The following is a 19,979-nucleotide window of genomic DNA, read 5'->3' as shown; positions in this document are numbered from 1 at the left end:
GACAAATTTGCCGGATGACAGCGCAAGCGCTTTATCCGGCCTACAGAAGTCTTGTAGGCCTTAAAGCTGCGCGCCATCAGGCATTATGTAATGGAGTGAATATGAGCGTATTACGTTCGTTATTAACTGCTGGGGTGCTGGCGTCAGGCCTGTTCTGGAGCCTGAGTGGAATCACTGCCACGCCAACGCAGCAGGAGTCGGATCAACGCTGGACGGTCACCCAGCAGCGTAATCCGGATGCTGCCTGTCTGGACTGTCACAAGCCGGACACCGAAGGTATGCACGGTAAACATACGGGCGCTATCAACCCGAACAATAAATTGCCGATAACCTGTACCAACTGCCACGGTCAACCGTCGCTTCACCACCGTGAAGGGGTGAAAGATGTGATGCGTTTTAACGACCCGATGTATACGGTAGAGCAGCAGAACAGCGTCTGTATGTCCTGCCACTTGCCTGAACAACTGCAAAAAGCGTTCTGGCCGCACGATGTTCATGTTACTAAAGTGACCTGCGCCAGTTGCCATTCCCTGCATCCGCAGCAAGACACGATGCAGACGCTAAGCGAGAAAGGGCGGATCAAAATATGCGTGGATTGCCACAGCGATCAGCGTACTAACCCGCACTTTAATCCGGCGTCCGTTCCGTTGCTTAAGGAGCAGCCATGAGTTGCACCCGACGTCAATTTATTACCCGCGTCGGCGCGCTGGCGGCGGTCAGTGGGATGGCAGGACGCGTTGTAGCGAACACGTTGAATATTAACGGCGTGCGTTATGGCATGGTACACGATGAGTCATTATGCATCGGCTGCACGGCCTGCATGGATGCCTGTCGGGAAGTCAACAACGTGCCGGAGGGCGTATCGCGCCTGACGATTATTCGCAGCGAGCCGCAGGGGACGTTTCCGGAGGTGAAATATCGCTTTTTCCGCCACTCGTGCCAGCATTGCGACCATGCCCCCTGCGTTGACGTCTGCCCGACGGGGGCATCATTCCGCGATGCCGCCAGCGGTATTGTCGACGTGAATCCGGACCTTTGCGTCGGCTGCCAGTACTGCATTGCCGCGTGTCCCTACCGCGTGCGCTTTATCCATCCGGTGAGCAAAACGGCGGATAAATGCGATTTCTGCCGGAAAACCAACCTGAAAGCGGGCAAACAGCCCGCCTGCGTTGAGTCATGTCCGACGAAGGCGCTGACGTTTGGTAATCTGGACGATCCCAACAGCGATATCTCCCGTTTGTTGCGGCAGAAAACCACCTATCGTTACAAGCTGGCGCTGGGCACAAAACCGAAGGTCTACCGCGTTCCCTTTAACTATGGGGAGGTGAGCCAATGACACCCGCTTCTGCATTTCATTTTGCATCACTGGTGTGGGACTGGCCCATCGCCATCTATCTGTTTCTGATTGGCATCTCCGCCGGACTGGTTACGTTGGCGATTCTGCTGCGCCGCTTCCATCCGGAGGCGGGTGGTTCGGACAGCACGCTGCTACGCACCACGCTGGTGTTAGGGCCGGGGGCGATTATTCTTGGTCTGCTGATTCTGGTCTTCCACCTGACGCGCCCGTGGACCTTCTGGAAGCTGATGTTCCACTACAGCTTTACCTCGGTGATGTCGATGGGGGTGATGCTGTTCCAGCTGTACATGGTGGTGTTAGTGCTGTGGCTGGCAAAAATCTTTGAAAAAGAGGTGATTGCCCTGCAACAGCGTTGGCTGCCGCGGTTAGAGATCGTGCAGAAAGTGTTGGCGCTAATAACGCCGTTTCATCGCGCGCTGGAGACGTTAATGCTGGTACTGGCGGTTTTGCTCGGCGCGTATACCGGCTTTCTGCTGTCGGCGCTGAAATCCTATCCGTTCCTGAATAACCCGATCCTGCCGGCGCTGTTCCTGTTCTCCGGCATCTCCTCCGGCGCGGCGGTGGCGCTGATCGCTATGGCGTTACGCCATCGTAGCAACCCGCACAGCACCGAGGCGCGCTTTGTACATCGCATGGAAACTCCGGTGGTATGGCTGGAGATCTTCCTGCTGGCGGCCTTTTTTATCGGGCTGGCGCTGGGCGATGACGGCAAAATGCGCGCGCTGGCGGCGGCGCTGGGCGGCGGATTCTGGAGCTGGTGGTTCTGGCTTGGGGTCGTAGGGCTGGGATTGATTATCCCGCTGCTGCTGAAACCCTGGGCTAACCGTAGCGTCACGTTTCACGGCGTGCTGGCCGTTTGCGGCGCCAGTTTGACCGGCGTGCTGCTGCTGCGCTTTTTCATTCTTTATGCGGGACAGCTAACGGTTGCATAATCTGGACATCTTCCTTCCTGAAGCCGGATTTCTGGCGCTGTTGTTGAGTCTCGGGGTCAACGTGCTGACCCCGCTGGCGACGTGGTGCGGGATGGGGCTGCACTGGCGCGGCGTCATGCGCCTGACGACCTGCGGCGCGTGGACGGCGTTCACGCTGCTGCTACTGGCGTTTGCGATTCTGGTTAGCTGTTTTCTGACCAGCGATTTTTCGGTCGTTTATGTTGCGCAGCATAGCCATAGTCAGTTGTCATGGGGACTGAAACTGGCGGCGGTATGGGGCGGTCATGAAGGCTCGCTCCTGCTGTGGGCGTTGCTTCTTTCGGGGTGGACGGCGCTATTCGCCTGGCGCTCCCGGCATGAATCTGACGCGCTTTTTCCGCTGACCCTGAGCATCTTGTCCCTCATTATGGCCTCGCTGCTGCTATTTATTGTGCTGTGGTCCGATCCGTTCCTGCGTATTTTCCCTCCCGCCATGGAAGGGCGCGACCTTAATCCCATGCTGCAACATCTGGGGCTGATCTTACATCCGCCGCTGCTCTATCTGGGTTATGGCGGCCTGATGACCGCGGCGAGCGTAGCGCTGGCCTCGCTACTGTGCGGCGGCTTTAACGCCGCAACCGCCTGGGTGTGCTGGCGCTGGGCGTTACCCGGCTGGTGCGCTCTGACGCTGGGGATCATTCTCGGATCGTGGTGGGCGTATTGCGAACTGGGCTGGGGCGGCTGGTGGTTCTGGGACCCGGTGGAAAATGCCTCGTTGTTGCCGTGGCTTGCCGCCAGCGCGTTGCTGCACAGTCTGTATGTCAGCCGCCAGCGCGGGAGATTCCGTCACTGGTCGTTGCTGCTGGCGATACTGACGCTGATCCTCTCGTTGCTGGGAACGCTGATTGTGCGTTCCGGCATTCTTGTTTCGGTACATGCCTTTGCGCTGGATAACGTGCGCGCGGTGCCGCTGTTTACCCTTTTTGCCGCGTTAAGTCTGGCATCGCTTGCTCTGTACGGCTGGCGGGCACGGGAGCCGTATCCGGCGACGCGTTTGGGCGGCGGAAAGTGCGAAACGCTCATTCTGACGACGCTGCTGCTCTTTAGCGCCGTCTTGTTGATCGTGCTGGTCGGGACGCTCTACCCCATGATTTATGGTTTGATGGGCTGGGGAAGGCTTTCGGTGGGCGCGCCCTATTTTAATCGCGTCACGCTGCCGTTTGGCCTGCTGATGCTGGTAGTTATCGTGCTGGCGACAATCAGAAGCCGCAAAGTCTCTGTGCATCGTCAGCTTCCGGCATTGCTGGCGCATACGGGCGTATTTATCTTCGCCGCCGGGATCATGGTTTCCAGCGGTAGTCGGCATGAAATCAGCCTTAACCTCAGCCCCGGTCAGCAGGTGGTACTGGCGGGCTATACCTTTCGTTTCGAGCGTCTGGATCTGGAAGCCAAAGGCAACTACACCAGTGAAAAAGCGCGGATCACGTTGTGGCGGAATGAAAAACGCATTGGCAGCCTGCAGCCTGAAAGGCGCTTCTATGCCGCGCGTCGTCAACAGATGATGGAGCCGGGGATTCACTGGAACCTGCTACATGACTGGTACGCGGTGATGGGCGAAAAAAACGGACCGGATCGTTACGCCATGCGCTTATACGTGCAGACCGGCGTGCGCTGGATCTGGGGTGGGGGATTGTTGATGGTGTGTGGCGCGCTGCTGAGCGGATGGCGGGGGAGGAAGCATCCTGAGTTATTGCCTGATGGCGCTGCGCTTATCAGGCCTACGAGTGAAAAGGATGGTAGGCCGGATAAGGCGTTTACGCCGCCATCCGGCAAGACGATGTTACTTGTGGCTTTTCTGATTTTTCTGCCTTTTAGCACCCACGCCCAGGTGGTGGATACCTGGCGCTTTGACAATCCGCAACAGCAGGAAAAAGCGCTGTCTATTGCCAGTCAACTGCGCTGTCCGCAGTGTCAGAACCAGAATTTGTTGGAATCCAATGCGCCCGTGGCGGTCAGTATGCGCCATCAGGTTTACAGCATGGTGGCCGAAGGTAAAAGCGAAGCGGAAATCACCGCCTGGATGACCGACCGTTATGGTGATTTCGTACGCTACAACCCGCCGTTGAATGAGCAAACGCTGCTGTTGTGGGCGCTGCCGTACCTGCTGTTATTGCTGGTGGGCGTGGTGGCCTGGCGGGTGAGAAAGCGTCAGCACGCAGGAGAGGGGGAACAATGAGCCAGTCTGAACACTCCACTGCGCCGTTACGTCCCATGCCCGTAAAGCGTCTGGCGGCTGCGGCGGTGTTGATGGTGGCTGCCTGTGTCGGCGGCTATCTGTTGACGCCGAAATGGCAGGCTGTGCGTAGCGAGCAACAGCGTCTGGCCGATCCGCTACGTGACTTTACGAACCCGCAAACGCCAGAGGCGCAGCTTTCCAGGCTGCAAGAAAAAATCCGCGCCAATCCGCAGGATAGCGAGCAATGGGCGCGGCTGGGCGAGTATTATCTCTATCGCAATGCGTATGACAATGCGCTGCTGGCATATCGTCAGGCGTTGCGTCTGCGAGGCGATAACGCGCAGCTTTTCGCCGCGCTGGCAACGGTGCTGTATTACCAGGCCGGACAACATATGACGCCTGCGACGCGTGAAATGATTAATAAAGCGTTAGCGCTGGATGCGACAGAAGTGACCGCGCAGATGCTGCTGGCGGCGGATGCGTTTATGCAGGCGGATTATGCGCAAGCCGTGTCGCTGTGGCAAACCTTACTGGATGCCAACTCGCCGCGAGTGAACCGCGCGCAGCTGGTAGAGGCCATTAATTTGGCTAAATTGTTACAAAATCGGCAGAAATAATTTTTTCTTTTTTGTGACTTTTGTCATGTGTGCTGTTTAAAAAAACGGCGAATGAGACACAAGTAAAAATTAATTACCTCAGTGTATTATTCGTTTTTGACGAAGTAAAAAACTTTCCATAACAAATAGTTATTCATCATTAACGCCATAAACTCGCGTTATTATGCATAAAAACAGCCAAAAGCCCTGTTATGAAAGGGTTGCGCAAGACGCTATACAAATGATACTGATTATGCGCGTTAAAAAACTCTACAAACCAACGCAACACAAATCATACCCTTTCAGTATGTATTGCTCTCATGCTTTCGGCGGAGAGCAACGCTTCATCGAGGAAGTCTGTTGTTATGAAAAATTTGAAAGTCAGCCTGGCCTGGCAAATTTTGCTGGCTATGGTGCTGGGCATTCTGTTGGGCAGCTATCTGCATTATCACAGTGACAGTCGTGAATGGCTGATTGCCAACCTGCTGTCGCCTGCTGGCGATATCTTTATCCACCTGATTAAAATGATCGTCGTGCCGATCGTGATCTCGACTCTGATTGTCGGCATCGCCGGCGTTGGCGATGCGAAACAGCTAGGCCGTATCGGCGCCAAAACCATTCTCTATTTTGAACTGATCACCACGGTGGCGATTATCCTCGGCATTACGCTGGCGAATGTCTTTCAGCCAGGCTCAGGCATTGATATGTCGCAACTGGCGACCGTCGATATTTCGAAATACCAGAACACCACGGCGGAAGTACAAAGTCATGCGCATGGACTGATGGGGACGATACTGTCGCTGGTGCCGACCAATATCATCGCATCGATGGCCAAAGGGGATATGCTGCCAATTATCTTTTTCTCGGTCCTGTTTGGGCTGGGGTTGTCGTCCCTGCCGGCAACGCACCGCGAACCGCTGGTGACGGTATTTCGTTCCATCTCTGAAACCATGTTTAAAGTCACCCATATGGTGATGCGCTATGCGCCAGTGGGCGTTTTTGCGCTGATCGCCGTCACGGTGGCGAATTTTGGTTTCGCGTCGCTGTGGCCGCTGGCGAAACTGGTGCTACTGGTACACTTTGCCATTATCTTCTTTGCGCTGGTGGTGCTGGGCATCGTGGCGCGCCTGTGCGGGTTAAGTATCTGGATTCTGATTCGCATTCTGAAAGATGAATTGATTCTGGCGTACTCGACCGCCAGCTCCGAGAGCGTACTGCCGCGCATTATCGAGAAGATGGAAGCTTACGGCGCGCCAGCCTCTATCACCAGTTTCGTGGTACCGACCGGTTACTCATTTAACCTCGACGGCTCCACGTTATACCAGAGCATCGCCGCCATTTTTATCGCGCAGCTATACGGTATCGACCTGTCGCTGTGGCAGGAAATTGTACTGGTGCTGACGCTGATGGTGACGTCGAAAGGGATTGCCGGCGTGCCTGGCGTTTCCTTCGTGGTGTTACTGGCGACGCTGGGCAGCGTGGGCATTCCGCTGGAAGGGCTGGCGTTTATCGCCGGTGTCGACCGTATCCTCGACATGGCGCGTACTGCGCTAAATGTGGTGGGGAATGCGCTGGCGGTGCTGGTGATCGCCAAGTGGGAACACAAGTTTGACCGCAAAAAAGCGCTGGCCTATGAGCGCGATGTGCTGGGCAAATTTGATAAAACCGCCCAATAACGGATTGCCGGATGGCGCTTTGCTTATCCGGCCTACAAAGAAAGAAAATGTAGGCCGGATAAGGCGTTTACGCCGCCATCCGACAACCTGCTCCGGGTTGCCTGATGGTGCTACGCTTATCAGGCCTACAACGACTACGTTCATCCGGCAATAAACATCAGCCATTTGTTAGCGTTTCGAACTCTTCGCAACCGGTATCAAACCCTTCCAGACAGCTTAGATTCAACCAGTGCAACGCCTTCTGCTTGTTCTTTTCAATAAAGCCCGGTTCACCGTTTAAAAACATCATTCCCGCCCAGTATTCTGAATAGCCGGTACGGGAAATGGCGGAACTGCGTTTGAAATACCAGGCGGCTTTTTCATCATCGGCGGCAATGCCCACGCCGTTGGCGTAAATCAGGCCAAGCAACATTTGCGCATCCACCGCGGAGTCGTTATCCAGATCTTCAGAGGCCTTTTGCAGCAGCGAGATGGCTTTTGGGTAGTCCGGGCGCCCGGCCTGGGTGTTGACCAGGATCCGCGCCAGCGTAATTTCTCCCGCTTTACTGCCCGCGTTAGCCGCCTTTTCAGCCAGCTTTTTCGCGTCGGGATAATCCAGGCTTACCGGATTAGTGATTTTGATTTGCGCCAGTAGCGCGCAGGCGTCGGCGTCGCCACTGTCGGCGGCTTTTTGCGCCCAGTATTCAGCTTTGTTCAAATCGCCATAGCTCAACCAACTGTCGGCCAGAAAATATTGTGCGCGTCTGTCACCTGCCTCTGCTGCCTGCAAATACTGGCTACCCGGCTCAGGATCTGCGGCATGGGCAAAGAATGTCATAAATAACATCAATGCAAGAAGTAGTTTCATTTTGAATTTTATTTAGGGTACGGAAAAGACAGTATAAAGAGATCGTATGGATAAAAAAACAGCCTCCGGGTGGAGGCTGTTATAGGGAAAATGCCTGATGGCGATGCTAATGCATCTAATCAGGCCTACAGTAGACGCAGGCCGAATAAAGCATTCTGATGCCGCCATCCGGCAGATCAACCCATTGCGCTTTCGCGCAGGCGGGTTTTCAGCTTGTTGTACTCATCAATCACATACTGCTCGGCGGCTCGCTGATCGGCGATCGGCTCAACGCGTACGGCGCAGTATTTGTACTCCGGCGTTTTGGTAATCGGGCTGAGGTTTTCAGTCACCAGCTCGTTACAGGCGCCAATCCACCACTGGTAGGTCATGTAAATCGCCCCTTTGTTCGGGCGATCGCTGACCTGCGCGCGGGTGATGATTTTACCTTTGCGCGAATGAACCCACACCAGCGCTTCATCTTCAATGCCCAGACGCGCGGCGTCGACGGTATTGATTTGCGCATAGCCCGGTTCATCGGCCAGCGCGGCCAGCGCCGCACAGTTACCGGTCATTGAGCGGCAGGAGTAGTGACCGACTTCGCGCACCGTCGACAGTACCATCGGGTACTCTTCGGTGAGTTTATCAATAGGCGCTACCCAGTCGCAGGTGAAGAACTGCGCCAGACCGTTGGGGGTATCGAACTTCTCTTTAAAGAGGTACGAGGTTCCCTGATCGGCATCCGACGTGTCGCGGCATGGCCACTGGATATAGCCCAGTTCGCCCATCTTCTCGTAAGTGGCGCCGTAGAAATCCGGGCACAGATGACGCAACTCATCCCAGATTTCCTGGGTATTGTTGTAGTGCATCGGATAGCCCATCCGGGTGGCGATTTCACTGATAATCTGCCAGTCGGTTTTCAGGTCCCACTTCGGTTCAACGGCTTTAAAGAAGCGCTGGAAGCCACGGTCAGCCGCAGAGAAGACGCCTTCATGCTCGCCCCAGGAGGTGGAGGGTAAAATCACATCCGCCGCCGACGCGGTTTTGGTCATGAAGATATCCTGCACGATGACCAGTTCCAGATCCTCAAACGCTTTACGTACCGCAGAGAGTTCCGCATCGGTTTGCAGCGGATCTTCACCCATAATGTACGCCGCGCGCACTTCGCCATGCGCCGCACGGTGCGGCAGCTCGCTGATGCGATAGCCGGTATGCGCAGGCAGACTTTCTACGCCCCAGGCTTTAGCGAACTTCTCGCGGTTTTCCGGGAACTTAACGTACTGGTAGCCCGGATAAGTATCCGGGAGCGCGCCCATATCGCACGCGCCCTGAACGTTGTTCTGGCCGCGAACCGGGTTAACGCCCGCGCTTGGCTTGCCGAGGTTGCCGGTCAGCATCGCGAGGCTGGTCAGTGAACGCACGGTATCCACACCCTGATAGAACTGGGTGACGCCCATACCCCACAAGATCGCTGCGCTTTTCGCGCTGGCATACATCCGCGCCGCCTGACGAATCTCCTGTGCGCTCACGCCAGTGATCTCTTCGACGGACTCCGGCGTATAGCCTTCGACAATCTTACTGTACTCTTCAAAACCTTCGGTACGGCTGGCGACAAACGCTTTGTCGTACAGGTTTTCTTCAATAATGACATGCCCCATGGCGTTGAGCAGCGCGATATTCGAGCCGTTTTTCAACGCGATATGCATGTCAGCGATGCGCGCAGTTTCAATTTTGCGCGGATCGCAGACGATAATTTTCGCCCCGTTGCGTTTAGCGTTAATCACATGATTCGCCACGATAGGGTGGGAATCCGCCGGGTTATACCCGAAGACGAACACTAAATCAGTGTTATCAATTTCGTTAATCGCATTACTCATTGCGCCGTTACCGACCGATTGGTGCAGACCTGCAACCGATGGGCCGTGTCAGACGCGAGCGCAGCAGTCAACGTTATTGGTACCAATAACGGCGCGTGCGAATTTTTGCATTACATAGTTGGTTTCATTTCCGGTACCGCGAGAGGAGCCGGTTGTCTGGATTGCATCCGGACCGTACTTCGCTTTGATGGCGCTCAAACGTTCAGCGACGTAATTGAGCGCTTCATCCCAGGAAACAGATTCCAGTTTGCCGCCACGCTGGCGACGGATCATTGGGGTTTTCAGGCGCGGGGTCAGGATCTGGGTATCATTAATAAAATCCCAGCCGTAGTAGCCCTTCAGACACAGGGTACCCTGGTTGGTTTTCCCCTGCGCCGCCTCAGCCCGGACGATTTTGCCGTTATCGACCACCAGATTGATTTTGCAACCTGATGCGCAATACGGGCAAACCGTGACGACTTTTTTCATCGGTTTCGCTCCAGTTAATCAAATCGCGCATACGCGCTGTCGCCCTCAGTATGCATGTTTTATGCCACTTTTTTAGTATGGGCTTTCCCTGATATTACGGGCGAATTTTGTTCAAAACCCTGACGAAAAACAGGCTATCGTCAGTTTTGACGTGTCGAAAGAAAATGCCGCATGACATTTATTATGGGGAGAAACGCTGAGCGCAGGCCAGATAGGGCGGAGCCGCCATCCGGCAATCTGCTCTGCCTGAAGTGGAAATTATCCGGATGGATAGACTCAAGGCCAGGGAACGCTTTGAGACTAACGCCAGGATAGAACAGGCCGCGGCAGGCAGTTCCATACCGCGGCCCGGCTTCAGAGGAGGCTGAAAAGGATTATCGCGGCAAAAATAGCGGCAATAACGAGATATTTCAGCGCGTAATAGAGAGTGCGGTTTTTCTTTTTCAGCCGTTGCCCGGCATCGCGTGCTGCGTGAACGTATTTAAAGATGCGATTAATCGCGCCGGTGCGATCGTTCTCGTCGTTTGGCGAACTGGCGGCGGACATCAACGATGCGCCGACCCAGTGGTTTACGCTCTGCGCCCAGCGCCATTTCATTGGGCGCTCAATATCGCAAAAGAGGATAATACGCGTCTGCTCAGTTTTATTTTCCGCCCAATGAACGTAGGTTTCGTCGAAGATGACGGCTTCGCCGTCGCGCCAGCTATGGCGCTGTCGATCAACTTCAATAAAACAGCGGTCGTCATTCGGTGTGCTTAATCCAAGATGGTAACGTACTGAACCGGCATAGGGGTCGCGATGTTTTCCCAGATAGGCTCCGGGAGGCAACTCGGCGAACATCGCCGCTTTGATAGAGGGGATGCTGTTGACCAGCTTTGTCGTTATCGGGCATAACGTTTCCGCCGACGGGTGGGCATCGGAATACCATTTAAGGTAAAACCGTTTCCAGCCGCGCTTGAAAAAGGTATTGAATCCGGCGTCGTTATTGGCCTGCGCGGCTTTTATGTGATGCTGAAGCCGTAGCGCCTCTTCGCGAATCACCTGCCAGTTTTCCGTCAGCTTCTGCAGCTCTGGAAATGCCATGGTATCAAAGTACGGCTGCTTTGCCGGTAACGTTGAGAAGCGAGTCATGAACATATTGATCGGCGCCATAAACGTCGAGTGGTCAAAGAGCTGACGGGAAAGTTTTTGTTTTTCCACACCGCGTGAATGCGCATAAATGACGCTGATAATAAAAATACCGATAATGATTGCTGCGAACATAACGTCACTGTCCTTCTAAGAAAACCTCATCCCGGGATTTTCAGGCAACCCTCCCGGTGATGCCAAAGAGAAAAGTGTAGTTCGTTGACAATAAATTTACATTTCTACAACTTAAAAGGGCCATTTTTGCTAAAGAAGCGAGTCAGCCCGTTTAACCTTTATCCAGGCTTGTCGACAGTAGAATTGAGATGACTCCGCTACTTCACCCGGTGATGGCTGATTACGTTATGCCTTATCTCCCGATGACGGCTGCCCGATCACAATGCTTTCGTAAACCGAAAATGACTTTGCTTGTAACCTTCGCGAAGATAAAAACGGTGTGCATCGCGGCGTTTAATATTTGTGGAAAGCTCCGTTAGCTCGGCGCCCGCCTGACGTGCTTCTTCTTCTGCCCAGGCCAGAAGCTGACTGCCAATTTTTTGTCCCCGCATCGGCGGTAATACCACCAACTCCTGAATTTCGCCAATCCAGTTGGCATGATGGAGATGAAACTGCATATGCAGGCTGATCATGCCGACTACCTCTCCGTTGCGCAGCGCTAAACGATAATGAACGTTGGGGTCCAGTAAATTAGCGGCAAATCCATCCCTGAAAGCCTGATAATCAAGCTCATTTTTAAGTAACTCACAGATAAGCGCGTAAACAGAATCGGTATCCTCTGTTGTCGCGTGGCGTAATTCACAGACTGGCATAATGTCCTCCCGACGCTTCATCAGGATCAACCATCTTTCGCCAGACTGTAGCAAACTACCGTCATGATTTATTCTATGACAGTTAAACGGCGGATAACGTACAGCCAAAGATCACTCTGATGGCAAGGGGGAGGGCGATCCTCCCGGGGAGTTAGGTGGCAGGCTGATGTTTAACCACGTTAATCATCCACGGCACACCGAAACGATCGCTGACCTTGCCGAAACCCTGCGCCCAGAAGGTCTCCTGCCAGTCCATTTCGATTTGCCCTTGTGCGGCAAGGTTATCAAACCAGCGCTTCCCTTCTGCTACATCCTGGGTATCAAGCACCAGCGTAAAGCCGGAATAATGCGCCGTTCCCGACGCGCTGGCATCACTCATCATGATATCGCTGCCGGCAATGCGCATGTTGGCGTGGGCGATAGCAGTATCGGGAAAGCGCATTCCTGACGGGCAGCCCTCTTCGTTATCCGCCGCCGAGGGGGGCATTTCACCGAAGCTGAGTTTATAAAGCAGTTCTGCGCCTAACGTTTGTTGATAATACGCGATGGCGTCGGCACAGTTGCCGGCAAAAGAGAGATAGGGACTTAACGGCATGATGGTTACCTCAGGTAAGAGATGCTCGTTAAGTGTAGTTCGAAATTGGCACAATATTGTTGGTGGCAGGGCCGCTCAGGCCCGGTAAGCGAGGCGCTACCGGGCAATGACGCGGTAAATCAGTTCTTTTTCACGAACTCGGATTTCAGTTTCATCGGGCCAAAACCATCGATTTTGCAGTCGATGTTATGGTCGCCTTCAACCAGACGAATGTTCTTCACTTTGGTGCCGATTTTCAGCATGGAAGAGCTGCCTTTTACTTTCAGATCTTTCACGATGGTGACGCTATCGCCGTCCGCCAGCAGGTTGCCGTTGGCGTCTTTGACAATCAGTTCATCGCTCTCCTGAGCGGGTTCCGCATCGTTCCATTCGTGAGCGCATTCCGGGCAGATGAACATGCCGTTATCTTCGTAGGTATATTCGGAGTTACATTGCGGGCAGTGGGGTAATGACATGTTGGTATCCTCAAAAAGTCAGCGGGGGCAAACGCGCCCAAAAATGGCAGATCGCCGAAAAAGGCCGCAATTATACACAAAATCCTTAGCGTTGTCGGGACTATTGCCGCTTTTATAAAAGGGTCTGCGTCACGCCAGTCAGCAATGGTTTACACTCGAATAACCGCTTTTTTACTGTCACCACAGCGCATTAGGGCGTCCTTATTTACACCTTTTGACCGAATTGACATATATGTGTGAAGTTGATCACATATTTAAACCCTGTTAGGGTAAAAAGGTCATTAACTGCCCATTCAGGCGTCAACAGGTTCGGTTGTACAGTCCGTAACCGGACAGTGTAAGTAAACCTGCTACGCTTGTATGAGGGATAGCGTTCGCGCCCCTCCCTCCGCTCGACGGCGACGCTGGCGCGGTATGCCAGTGCCCGCCGTATATAGCGCTACAGGGCTTAGCCTATGAGGACAGCTATGCTGAAAAGGAAAAAAATAAAACCGATTACACTGGGCGATGTGACCATCATTGATGATGGTAAACTTCGCAAAGCGATTACCGCCGCCTCGCTGGGCAACGCGATGGAGTGGTTTGATTTTGGTGTTTATGGATTTGTTGCCTACGCGTTGGGTAAAGTCTTTTTCCCCGGCGCCGATCCCAGCGTCCAGATGATTGCCGCGCTGGCCACCTTTTCCGTTCCCTTCCTGATTCGTCCGCTCGGCGGGTTATTCTTTGGTATGCTCGGCGATAAATACGGGCGCCAGAAGATCCTGGCGATCACGATTGTGATTATGTCGATCAGTACCTTCTGTATCGGGTTAATCCCCTCTTACGCGACGATCGGTATCTGGGCGCCAATACTGTTGTTGCTGTGTAAAATGGCGCAGGGCTTCTCGGTTGGCGGGGAATATACCGGCGCGTCGATCTTTGTCGCGGAATATTCGCCGGATCGTAAACGCGGATTTATGGGAAGCTGGCTGGATTTTGGTTCCATCGCCGGGTTCGTGCTGGGCGCGGGCGTGGTGGTCTTAATCTCAACGATTGTCGGCGAGGAGAATTTCCTTGAGTGGGGCTGGCGTATTCCGTTCTTTATCGCCCTGCCATTGGGGATTATTGGTCTCTACTTACGCCATGCGCTGGAGGAGACGCCAGCGTTTCAGCAGCACGTAGATAAACTGGAGCAGGGCGACCGCGAAGGGTTGCAGGATGGGCCGAAAGTCTCCTTTAAAGAGATTGCCACCAAACACTGGCGTAGCCTGTTGTCGTGTATCGGTCTGGTGATTGCCACCAACGTGACCTACTACATGCTGCTCACCTACATGCCGAGCTACCTGTCGCATAACCTGCACTATTCTGAAGATCACGGCGTGTTGATTATCATCGCCATTATGATCGGGATGCTGTTTGTGCAGCCGGTGATGGGGCTGCTGAGCGATCGTTTCGGTCGTCGTCCGTTTGTGATTATGGGCAGCATTGCGCTGTTTGCGCTGGCGATCCCGGCCTTCATCCTGATTAACAGTAACGTTATTGGCCTGATTTTTGCCGGTTTGTTGATGCTGGCGGTGATTCTGAACTGCTTTACCGGGGTGATGGCCTCGACGTTGCCGGCGATGTTTCCGACGCATATTCGTTACAGCGCGCTGGCGGCGGCTTTTAATATCTCTGTATTGATTGCCGGTCTGACGCCAACGCTGGCGGCCTGGCTGGTGGAAAGCTCGCAGGATCTGATGATGCCGGCGTATTATTTGATGGTCATCGCGGTGATAGGTTTGATTACCGGTATTTCCATGAAAGAGACGGCCAATCGCCCGCTAAAAGGCGCAACGCCAGCAGCGTCGGACATCCAGGAAGCGAAGGAAATTCTGGGCGAGCATTACGATAATATTGAGCAGAAAATCGACGACATCGATCAGGAAATTGCGGAGCTGCAGGTCAAACGTTCGCGTCTGGTACAGCAACATCCGCGTATCGATGAATAATTTTCGCGCTTAAGGTTCGCTTAATCTCTCGCGGGCATACTCTCCTCCATACCTTTGGAGGAGAGCGTCATGAAAAGCTATATTTATAAAAGTTTGACGACCCTGTGTAGTGTGCTGATTGTCAGCAGTTTTATCTATGTGTGGGTCACGACGTATTAAACGCCTGTTATGCCTTTTTCAACAGTACCCAGGCACGGGTGCCTGTTCTTTCCGTACGGTTTTGCAGGAAAAACTGTCCCTGATGTAGCTGGGTGATGCGGCTGACGATACTCAGCCCCAGGCCAATTCCGCCATAACGGCTGTCCATCCGCACGAACGCTTCGCTTAGCTTCCCGCATTTGCTTTCATCAATACCCGGCCCCTCGTCTTCGACCGCCATAATAGCGTCGGGGTCGGCGCTAATGTGGATAGTGATATGGGTTCCTTCAGGGCTATAGCGATGCGCGTTTTCCACCAGATTTCGCAACAGCATACGCAGTAACGTCGCGTCACCGCGCACCACCACGTCCGCCGCGCTTTCCGGCAGCAACAGAGTTTGCTGGCGCGTTTCCAGCATAGTGTTCAGCTCATCGTAGGAGGGGAGGATCACATCTTCCAGCAGTTTTACTTCCTGATAATTCCCGGAAGAGAATGACTGGCCCACGCGCGCCAGTTGCAGAAGCTGGGAGACGCTATCCATCATCTGGTCAAGACGGGCGATAAGCGGCGCGACATCAACATTGTGGGTTTTTGACAATAATTCCAGATGCAAACGCACCCCCGACAGCGGCGTGCGTAGCTCATGGGCCACATCGGCGGTAAAAAGGCGTTCATTGTCGAGCGTGGTGGTCAAACGCGTAACCAGTTGATTGATCGCCGAGACGACGGACTCAATCTCAAGCGTGGAGCTGTGAATGGCGATCGGCGCCAGATTATCCGCCGTCCGCGCTTCCAGCTCTTTTTGCAGTTCGGCGAGCGGACGGGTAATACGCCGTACCGCCTGGTAACAAATTAGCAGCGTCAGGCTAACCATAAATACGCCGGGGACGATCAGGCTGGCGACCGCCTCGCGAATTTCGTGCATGATATGGCGATCGTTATTGCGATTATCCCGCAGCGCCTGCTCGAACAATTGGATTTGCTCAGTGCTTTCATGCCATAACCAGAAGGTACTGATTAACTGGAACACCAGCAGAATAAGACCAATTGTCAGCATTAAACGCTGGCGAAGGGTCATCGCTCTTCGCTGAAAACGCATCAGGCTCACTTAGCTTTCCTCAGTGGCAACCAGCATGTAGCCAAACCCGCGAACCGTGCGAATGCGCGACTTGCCGACTTTGTCGCGCAAATTATGTATATGCACTTCCAGAGTGTTGGTCGAGGGTTCGTTATCCCAGTTGTAGATATCGTTATAAAGAATTTCCCGGTGCACCGGACTGCCTGCCTTGAGCATCAACCGTGAGAGCAACGCGTACTCCTTAGGCGTCAGGGTCAGTTCCTGTCCATCCCTCCATGCCTGATGGCGGCCTATATTGAGCGTCAGATTGCCAACCGTCAGTTCACTTTCACCCTGATTATTATGGCGGCGCAGCAGCGCGCGGATGCGGGCGTGCAACTCCTCCAGGGCGAAGGGTTTAACCAGATAATCATCTGCGCCGACATCCAGCCCGGTAATGCGATCGTTGAGCGTATCGCGGGCGGTCAGAATGAGTACCGGCAGGGTGTATTTTTTCTGTCGGATTCGCGTCAGGAAATGCAGGCCATCCTCATCGGGCAGCCCTAAATCCAGCACCATCAGACTGTAATGACCAGACTCCAGACTATGCTCGGCGGCACGCGCTGTCGAAACGCCATCACACGCATAGCCTTCGGTTTGCGCGGCGAGTATTAACCCCTGTAATAATAGCGTGTCGTCTTCAACAATCAGTATCTTCATTCGCTTAGTCTCCTGCACGGTTGCAGAATATCATCTGCGGCCTGGTAATACGTCGTTTGTACGCCGGTTAATCCCAGCATGGTTGAGAAAAGATTGTCCTGTGAATAATCCAGCGTGCTCGCCCGTTTTTGCAGGCAGGCCTGATCCACCTGATAACGCTGTTGATAATCTTTAGAAAGCCAAATGAGCATCGGGACATGTTTTTGCGTATCCGGCGCAATGGAATACGGCAAACCGTGTAAATAAACGCCATTTTCACCCAATGATTCGCCGTGATCGGAAAGATAGACCAGGCTGGTGGTGAATTTATCCTGATGAGATTTCAGCAGGTTAATAGCTTTATCTACAATATAGTCCACGTACAGCACGGTATTATCATAGGTGTTGATCAACTGCTGTTGGGAACAGTTCTGAATTTCGTTAGTGTCACAGGTTGGGGTAAATTTTTTAAACTGCGGTGGATAACGGTTGTAATAGGTTGGGCCGTGGCTGCCGATGGTATGTAATACAATAACGCCATCGCCTTTCAAATGGTCGATATAGTCTTCCAGACCGTGAAATAACACTTCATCGTAGCACTCGCCGTCGATACATTGTCCGGGCAGGTTTAGCTCGGTGACATTTTGATGCGGAACGCGATCGCATGCGCCTTTACAGCCGCCGTCATTATCATTCCACAGTACGTTAATCCCCGCGCGCTGGATAATATCCAGCAGCCCTTCCTGGTGATGCGCCAGCTCTTCGTCATAATGTTTGCGCGGCATATCAGAAAACATGCAGGGAACGGAGATCGCGGTCGCCGTACCGCAAGAGGTGGTATGCGGGAAGTAGATCACATCGTCTTTCGCCAGCCGCGGATTGGTGTCGCGCGGATAGCCGCCAAGAGAGAAATCATCGCCGCGCGAGGTTTCGCCAACGATGAGAATCGTCAGGTTTTTGCGATCGCCTTTCAGCATTAATGGATTGCGATGGGCATCCTCGCCAATGCGTACCAGCGGCAAATTCGCCAGCCGTTGATGCGAATACCATGACCAACTGGCGACAATACTGTTCGATGGGCTTAACGCTTTGATCAACTGTTTATTATTTCGAAATAGCGAGGCGTAATCTTTATAGAAAAAGGCGGCGACCAGAATAACTAATAAAATAGAGATCAGGACGCTGGCCAGGCGGTAAAGCCCGCTACGTAAGCGCGGCGTCGCCGGACGGATTTTGACCCAGAAGGCAATCACGGCTGCCAGAACGCCGCTTAATCCCAGCGTCAGCACCATTTGCGGCGTCATCAGCGCAAAGGTTTCCGCGGGCGTGGTATCCATCATATTGGCGATCATGGAGCGATCGATGATGATGCCGTAAGTCAAAATAAAATACTGCGCGGCAGCGCCGACCAGAATAAAAACGCAGGCCAGCAGTCGGTTTAGCCAAATAAATGAGGCCAGCGTCAGCACACTATTGACCACGCTAAACGCGACGACCGGCATGGAAATAAACACCAGCACATTGCGCAGCGAGTTTAACGGTAGGTCTTGTAGTACCTGCTTGTAGAACGCGATGTTCAGGCAGACGGCAATATAAAAGGAAAAAAGCAGAAGCCAGGCGATTTGCCCAAGAACAGGTCTTTTAAGAAAGCGCTTTAACATGTTGATGCGTCCATCGATTCGGTGACGCTAATCGTGACAAAATAAAATTAAGTGAACCTTAAGAACTTAATGTTGGTGATGGCCGGATAACCTGCGCTATCCGGCCTGTTGCGATAACATTAACTACACGTGGTCAATCCTGTTTAACCGGCGCATCCAGCGGATACGGGTTTTTGTGAATGCGGTTGTAGTTCAACGCATACAGCGCGGTGATCACCATCAACGTGACGAACGACCACATCACTTCTTTGGCGCCGGAACCGATGACCGCCCAGATGCAATACACAAACGCGACGAAGGTAATCAGCAGATACAGCGGGCGCGCTTTACCAAAGTGACCGTGGCCCAACAGCAACAGCGCGGCACAGGTGTAAAGATAAGGCACCAGGGTGAAGATAACCGACACGGAGGAGACCAGACCAAACTCTTTCGCGGCGTTCGGCGACATACTGCTGAACTGGAAGATAGTCATCAGCACGCCGACGATAAGCAACCCAGCCACTGGCGTACCGGCTTTATTAACCCGCGCGAAGATCGGCGGGAAGAGACCATCGTCCGCCGCCGCTTTTGCGGTTTGACCGGCAAGCAGCGTCCAGCCGCCGAGAGAGCCCAGGCAACCCGCTGCCGCACAGAAGGAAACAATAGCCCCTGCGGTATCGCCCAGCGCCATACGCGCCGCGTCACCGAAAGGCGATGCCGACACACGCAGCGCCGCGTTGGGGATCATCCCCATAATCGCCGTTGTGGAGAGCACATAGCAGACGGCGGCGATCAGTACCCCGCCGATGGTGGCGATAGGCACGTTGCGTTTCGGGTTTTTGACCACCCCGGCCGCAACGGAGGCGCTTTCTACCCCGATGAATGACCATAGCGTGACGTTCAACGTGCTTTGAATCGCCCCGAAAGTATTCATGCCGCTCACGTTCCAGGCCGCCATATAGGTTTCGCCTTTAAACCAGAACCAGCCGAAGACCGCAATCCCTACGATAGGCACCAGCGCCAGTACGGTGGCGACGGCCTGTACGCGGGTAATCATTTTCGGCCCGACGATGTTCAGCAGAACAAAAATCCACAGCACCGCGACGCAGGTAAGCGTTAATACCAGCGGATCTTTCAGAATCGGGAAGAAATAGCTCAGATAGCCGACGCCGATAACGACCATCGCGATATTACCGATCCAGCATGCCAGCCAGTACAGCACGTTCGTTTGATAGCCCAAAAACGGCCCGAAGCAGCGGCGTGCGTAGGCATAGGAACCGCCGGGACTGGGATCTAAGGACGACATTTTGGCATAAACCATCGACAGCGCCAGGGCGCCGATGATAGTGACCAGCCATCCGTAGATTGCAATCCCGCCAGTGGCCGCCAGGTTGGCAGGGAGTAAGAATACCCCTGAACCCATAATATTCCCCGATACCATTAAGGTGACGGGGATTAGGCCCACTTTGTGAGCATCAGCATCCGAAGACATAATTTGGACTCCTGAAAAGGTGACTTCGTTA

General features: G+C 53.7%; 18 protein-coding genes and 1 pseudogene. 9 read left to right on the top strand and 10 right to left on the bottom strand.

The genetic code is table 11. The annotated features are described in order from the left end of the window. Positions 1-101 precede the first annotated feature (101 nt). The 7 genes and pseudogenes from nrfB to K8W53_RS24080 all read left to right on the top strand — a co-directional run. Positions 102-668: a cytochrome c nitrite reductase pentaheme subunit gene (gene nrfB, locus K8W53_RS21395; RefSeq protein ID WP_017441244.1), complete on the top strand. Its 567-nt coding sequence runs from the start codon at positions 102-104 to the stop codon at positions 666-668. Beyond that, complete coding sequence (gene nrfC / locus K8W53_RS21390; RefSeq protein WP_001278026.1) at positions 665-1,336, top strand: cytochrome c nitrite reductase Fe-S protein; 672 nt, start codon at positions 665-667, stop codon at positions 1,334-1,336. Before nrfB ends, nrfC begins: the two co-directional genes overlap by 4 nt. After that, positions 1,333-2,289: a cytochrome c nitrite reductase subunit NrfD gene (nrfD, locus tag K8W53_RS21385; protein WP_021001034.1), complete on the top strand. Its 957-nt coding sequence runs from the start codon at positions 1,333-1,335 to the stop codon at positions 2,287-2,289. Before nrfC ends, nrfD begins: the two co-directional genes overlap by 4 nt. Beyond that, a complete protein-coding gene (gene nrfEF / locus K8W53_RS21380) occupies positions 2,282-4,504 on the top strand; it encodes a heme lyase NrfEFG subunit NrfEF (protein ID WP_023224113.1) in 2,223 nt (740 codons plus the stop codon). The genes nrfD and nrfEF overlap by 8 nt, the downstream gene beginning before the upstream one ends. Then, positions 4,501-5,121, top strand: coding sequence for a heme lyase NrfEFG subunit NrfG (nrfG, locus tag K8W53_RS21375; RefSeq protein WP_000083232.1), 621 nt, complete (start codon positions 4,501-4,503; stop codon positions 5,119-5,121). The genes nrfEF and nrfG overlap by 4 nt, the downstream gene beginning before the upstream one ends. A gap of 344 nt (positions 5,122-5,465) precedes the next feature. Continuing rightward, a complete protein-coding gene (gene gltP, locus K8W53_RS21370) occupies positions 5,466-6,776 on the top strand; it encodes a glutamate/aspartate:proton symporter GltP (RefSeq protein WP_000793278.1) in 1,311 nt (436 codons plus the stop codon). Positions 6,777-6,780: 4 nt separating this feature from the next. After that, a pseudogene (locus tag K8W53_RS24080) lies at positions 6,781-6,857 on the top strand (hypothetical protein); the annotation flags it as partial. 76 nt (positions 6,858-6,933) lie between these two features. Here the strand turns inward: K8W53_RS24080 and yjcO are convergent. The 6 genes from yjcO to K8W53_RS21340 all read right to left on the bottom strand — a co-directional run bounded on the left by yjcO (position 6,934) and on the right by K8W53_RS21340 (position 12,952). Then, entirely contained in the window at positions 6,934-7,623 is a 690-nt protein-coding gene (gene yjcO, locus K8W53_RS21365; protein WP_000771454.1) for a Sel1 family TPR-like repeat protein YjcO, read from the bottom strand. Between the two features lie 176 nt (positions 7,624-7,799). Then, positions 7,800-9,947, bottom strand: coding sequence for a formate dehydrogenase subunit alpha (gene fdhF, locus K8W53_RS21360; protein ID WP_077946142.1), 2,148 nt, complete (start codon positions 9,945-9,947; stop codon positions 7,800-7,802). A 354-nt stretch (positions 9,948-10,301) separates the two neighbouring features. Next, a complete protein-coding gene (gene lpxO, locus K8W53_RS21355; protein WP_023207268.1) occupies positions 10,302-11,210 on the bottom strand; it encodes a lipid A hydroxylase LpxO in 909 nt (302 codons plus the stop codon). A gap of 257 nt (positions 11,211-11,467) precedes the next feature. Continuing rightward, the gene (gene phnO, locus K8W53_RS21350; RefSeq protein WP_001526214.1) at positions 11,468-11,902 is read right to left on the bottom strand and encodes an aminoalkylphosphonate N-acetyltransferase; all 435 of its coding nucleotides are present in this window, start codon (positions 11,900-11,902) and stop codon (positions 11,468-11,470) included. 151 nt (positions 11,903-12,053) lie between these two features. Beyond that, positions 12,054-12,497 carry a VOC family metalloprotein YjdN gene (gene yjdN / locus K8W53_RS21345; protein ID WP_001131301.1) on the bottom strand — a complete coding sequence of 148 codons (444 nt, stop codon included), beginning with the start codon at positions 12,495-12,497 and terminating at the stop codon, positions 12,054-12,056. 119 nt (positions 12,498-12,616) lie between these two features. Continuing rightward, positions 12,617-12,952, bottom strand: a complete 336-nt coding sequence (locus K8W53_RS21340; protein WP_000056482.1) for a zinc ribbon domain-containing protein YjdM — start codon at positions 12,950-12,952, stop codon at positions 12,617-12,619. Between the two features lie 467 nt (positions 12,953-13,419). Here K8W53_RS21340 and proP point away from each other — a divergent pair, with 467 nt between their 5' ends. Both proP and pmrR read left to right on the top strand, forming a co-directional pair. Next, on the top strand, positions 13,420-14,922 hold the full coding sequence (gene proP / locus K8W53_RS21335; RefSeq protein WP_000919710.1) for a glycine betaine/L-proline transporter ProP: 1,503 nt from the start codon (positions 13,420-13,422) through the stop codon (positions 14,920-14,922). 69 nt (positions 14,923-14,991) lie between these two features. Beyond that, on the top strand, positions 14,992-15,081 hold the full coding sequence (gene pmrR / locus K8W53_RS21330) for an LpxT activity modulator PmrR (RefSeq protein WP_000844399.1): 90 nt from the start codon (positions 14,992-14,994) through the stop codon (positions 15,079-15,081). Between the two features lie 7 nt (positions 15,082-15,088). Here the strand turns inward: pmrR and pmrB are convergent, their stop codons facing one another. The 4 genes from pmrB to adiC all read right to left on the bottom strand — a co-directional run bounded on the left by pmrB (position 15,089) and on the right by adiC (position 19,948). Next, positions 15,089-16,159, bottom strand: coding sequence for a two-component system sensor histidine kinase PmrB (pmrB, locus tag K8W53_RS21325; RefSeq protein WP_001212189.1), 1,071 nt, complete (start codon positions 16,157-16,159; stop codon positions 15,089-15,091). A 9-nt stretch (positions 16,160-16,168) separates the two neighbouring features. Continuing rightward, positions 16,169-16,837, bottom strand: coding sequence for a two-component system response regulator PmrA (gene pmrA, locus K8W53_RS21320; protein WP_000697899.1), 669 nt, complete (start codon positions 16,835-16,837; stop codon positions 16,169-16,171). Continuing rightward, positions 16,834-18,477: a phosphoethanolamine transferase EptA gene (gene eptA, locus K8W53_RS21315; RefSeq protein ID WP_000919290.1), complete on the bottom strand. Its 1,644-nt coding sequence runs from the start codon at positions 18,475-18,477 to the stop codon at positions 16,834-16,836. The genes pmrA and eptA overlap by 4 nt, the downstream gene beginning before the upstream one ends. A 133-nt stretch (positions 18,478-18,610) precedes the next feature. Continuing rightward, the gene (gene adiC, locus K8W53_RS21310) at positions 18,611-19,948 is read right to left on the bottom strand and encodes an arginine/agmatine antiporter (RefSeq protein ID WP_000093130.1); all 1,338 of its coding nucleotides are present in this window, start codon (positions 19,946-19,948) and stop codon (positions 18,611-18,613) included. Between the last annotated feature and the right edge of the window lie 31 nt (positions 19,949-19,979).

Source organism: Salmonella sp. A29-2 (assembly GCF_020150755.1).
Taxonomy (GTDB): domain Bacteria; phylum Pseudomonadota; class Gammaproteobacteria; order Enterobacterales; family Enterobacteriaceae; genus Salmonella; species Salmonella enterica.
The sequence above is the reverse complement of the archived record's forward strand: the minus strand, read 5'-3'. Positions and strand labels throughout refer to the sequence as shown.

Excerpts from the sequence above, each read along its gene's own strand:
- nrfB (WP_017441244.1), top strand. The coding sequence starts at position 102 with ATGAGCGTATTACGTTCGTTATTAACTGCTGGGGTGCTGGCGTCAGGC.
- nrfC (WP_001278026.1), top strand. The coding sequence starts at position 665 with ATGAGTTGCACCCGACGTCAATTTATTACCCGCGTCGGCGCGCTGGCG.
- nrfD (WP_021001034.1), top strand. The coding sequence starts at position 1,333 with ATGACACCCGCTTCTGCATTTCATTTTGCATCACTGGTGTGGGACTGG.
- nrfG (WP_000083232.1), top strand. The coding sequence starts at position 4,501 with ATGAGCCAGTCTGAACACTCCACTGCGCCGTTACGTCCCATGCCCGTA.
- gltP (WP_000793278.1), top strand. The coding sequence starts at position 5,466 with ATGAAAAATTTGAAAGTCAGCCTGGCCTGGCAAATTTTGCTGGCTATG.
- yjcO (WP_000771454.1), bottom strand. The coding sequence starts at position 7,623 with ATGAAACTACTTCTTGCATTGATGTTATTTATGACATTCTTTGCCCAT.
- lpxO (WP_023207268.1), bottom strand. The coding sequence starts at position 11,210 with ATGTTCGCAGCAATCATTATCGGTATTTTTATTATCAGCGTCATTTAT.
- phnO (WP_001526214.1), bottom strand. The coding sequence starts at position 11,902 with ATGCCAGTCTGTGAATTACGCCACGCGACAACAGAGGATACCGATTCT.
- yjdN (WP_001131301.1), bottom strand. The coding sequence starts at position 12,497 with ATGCCGTTAAGTCCCTATCTCTCTTTTGCCGGCAACTGTGCCGACGCC.
- K8W53_RS21340 (WP_000056482.1), bottom strand. The coding sequence starts at position 12,952 with ATGTCATTACCCCACTGCCCGCAATGTAACTCCGAATATACCTACGAA.
- proP (WP_000919710.1), top strand. The coding sequence starts at position 13,420 with ATGCTGAAAAGGAAAAAAATAAAACCGATTACACTGGGCGATGTGACC.
- pmrR (WP_000844399.1), top strand. The coding sequence starts at position 14,992 with ATGAAAAGCTATATTTATAAAAGTTTGACGACCCTGTGTAGTGTGCTG.
- pmrB (WP_001212189.1), bottom strand. The coding sequence starts at position 16,159 with ATGCGTTTTCAGCGAAGAGCGATGACCCTTCGCCAGCGTTTAATGCTG.
- pmrA (WP_000697899.1), bottom strand. The coding sequence starts at position 16,837 with ATGAAGATACTGATTGTTGAAGACGACACGCTATTATTACAGGGGTTA.
- eptA (WP_000919290.1), bottom strand. The coding sequence starts at position 18,477 with ATGTTAAAGCGCTTTCTTAAAAGACCTGTTCTTGGGCAAATCGCCTGG.
- adiC (WP_000093130.1), bottom strand. The coding sequence starts at position 19,948 with ATGTCTTCGGATGCTGATGCTCACAAAGTGGGCCTAATCCCCGTCACC.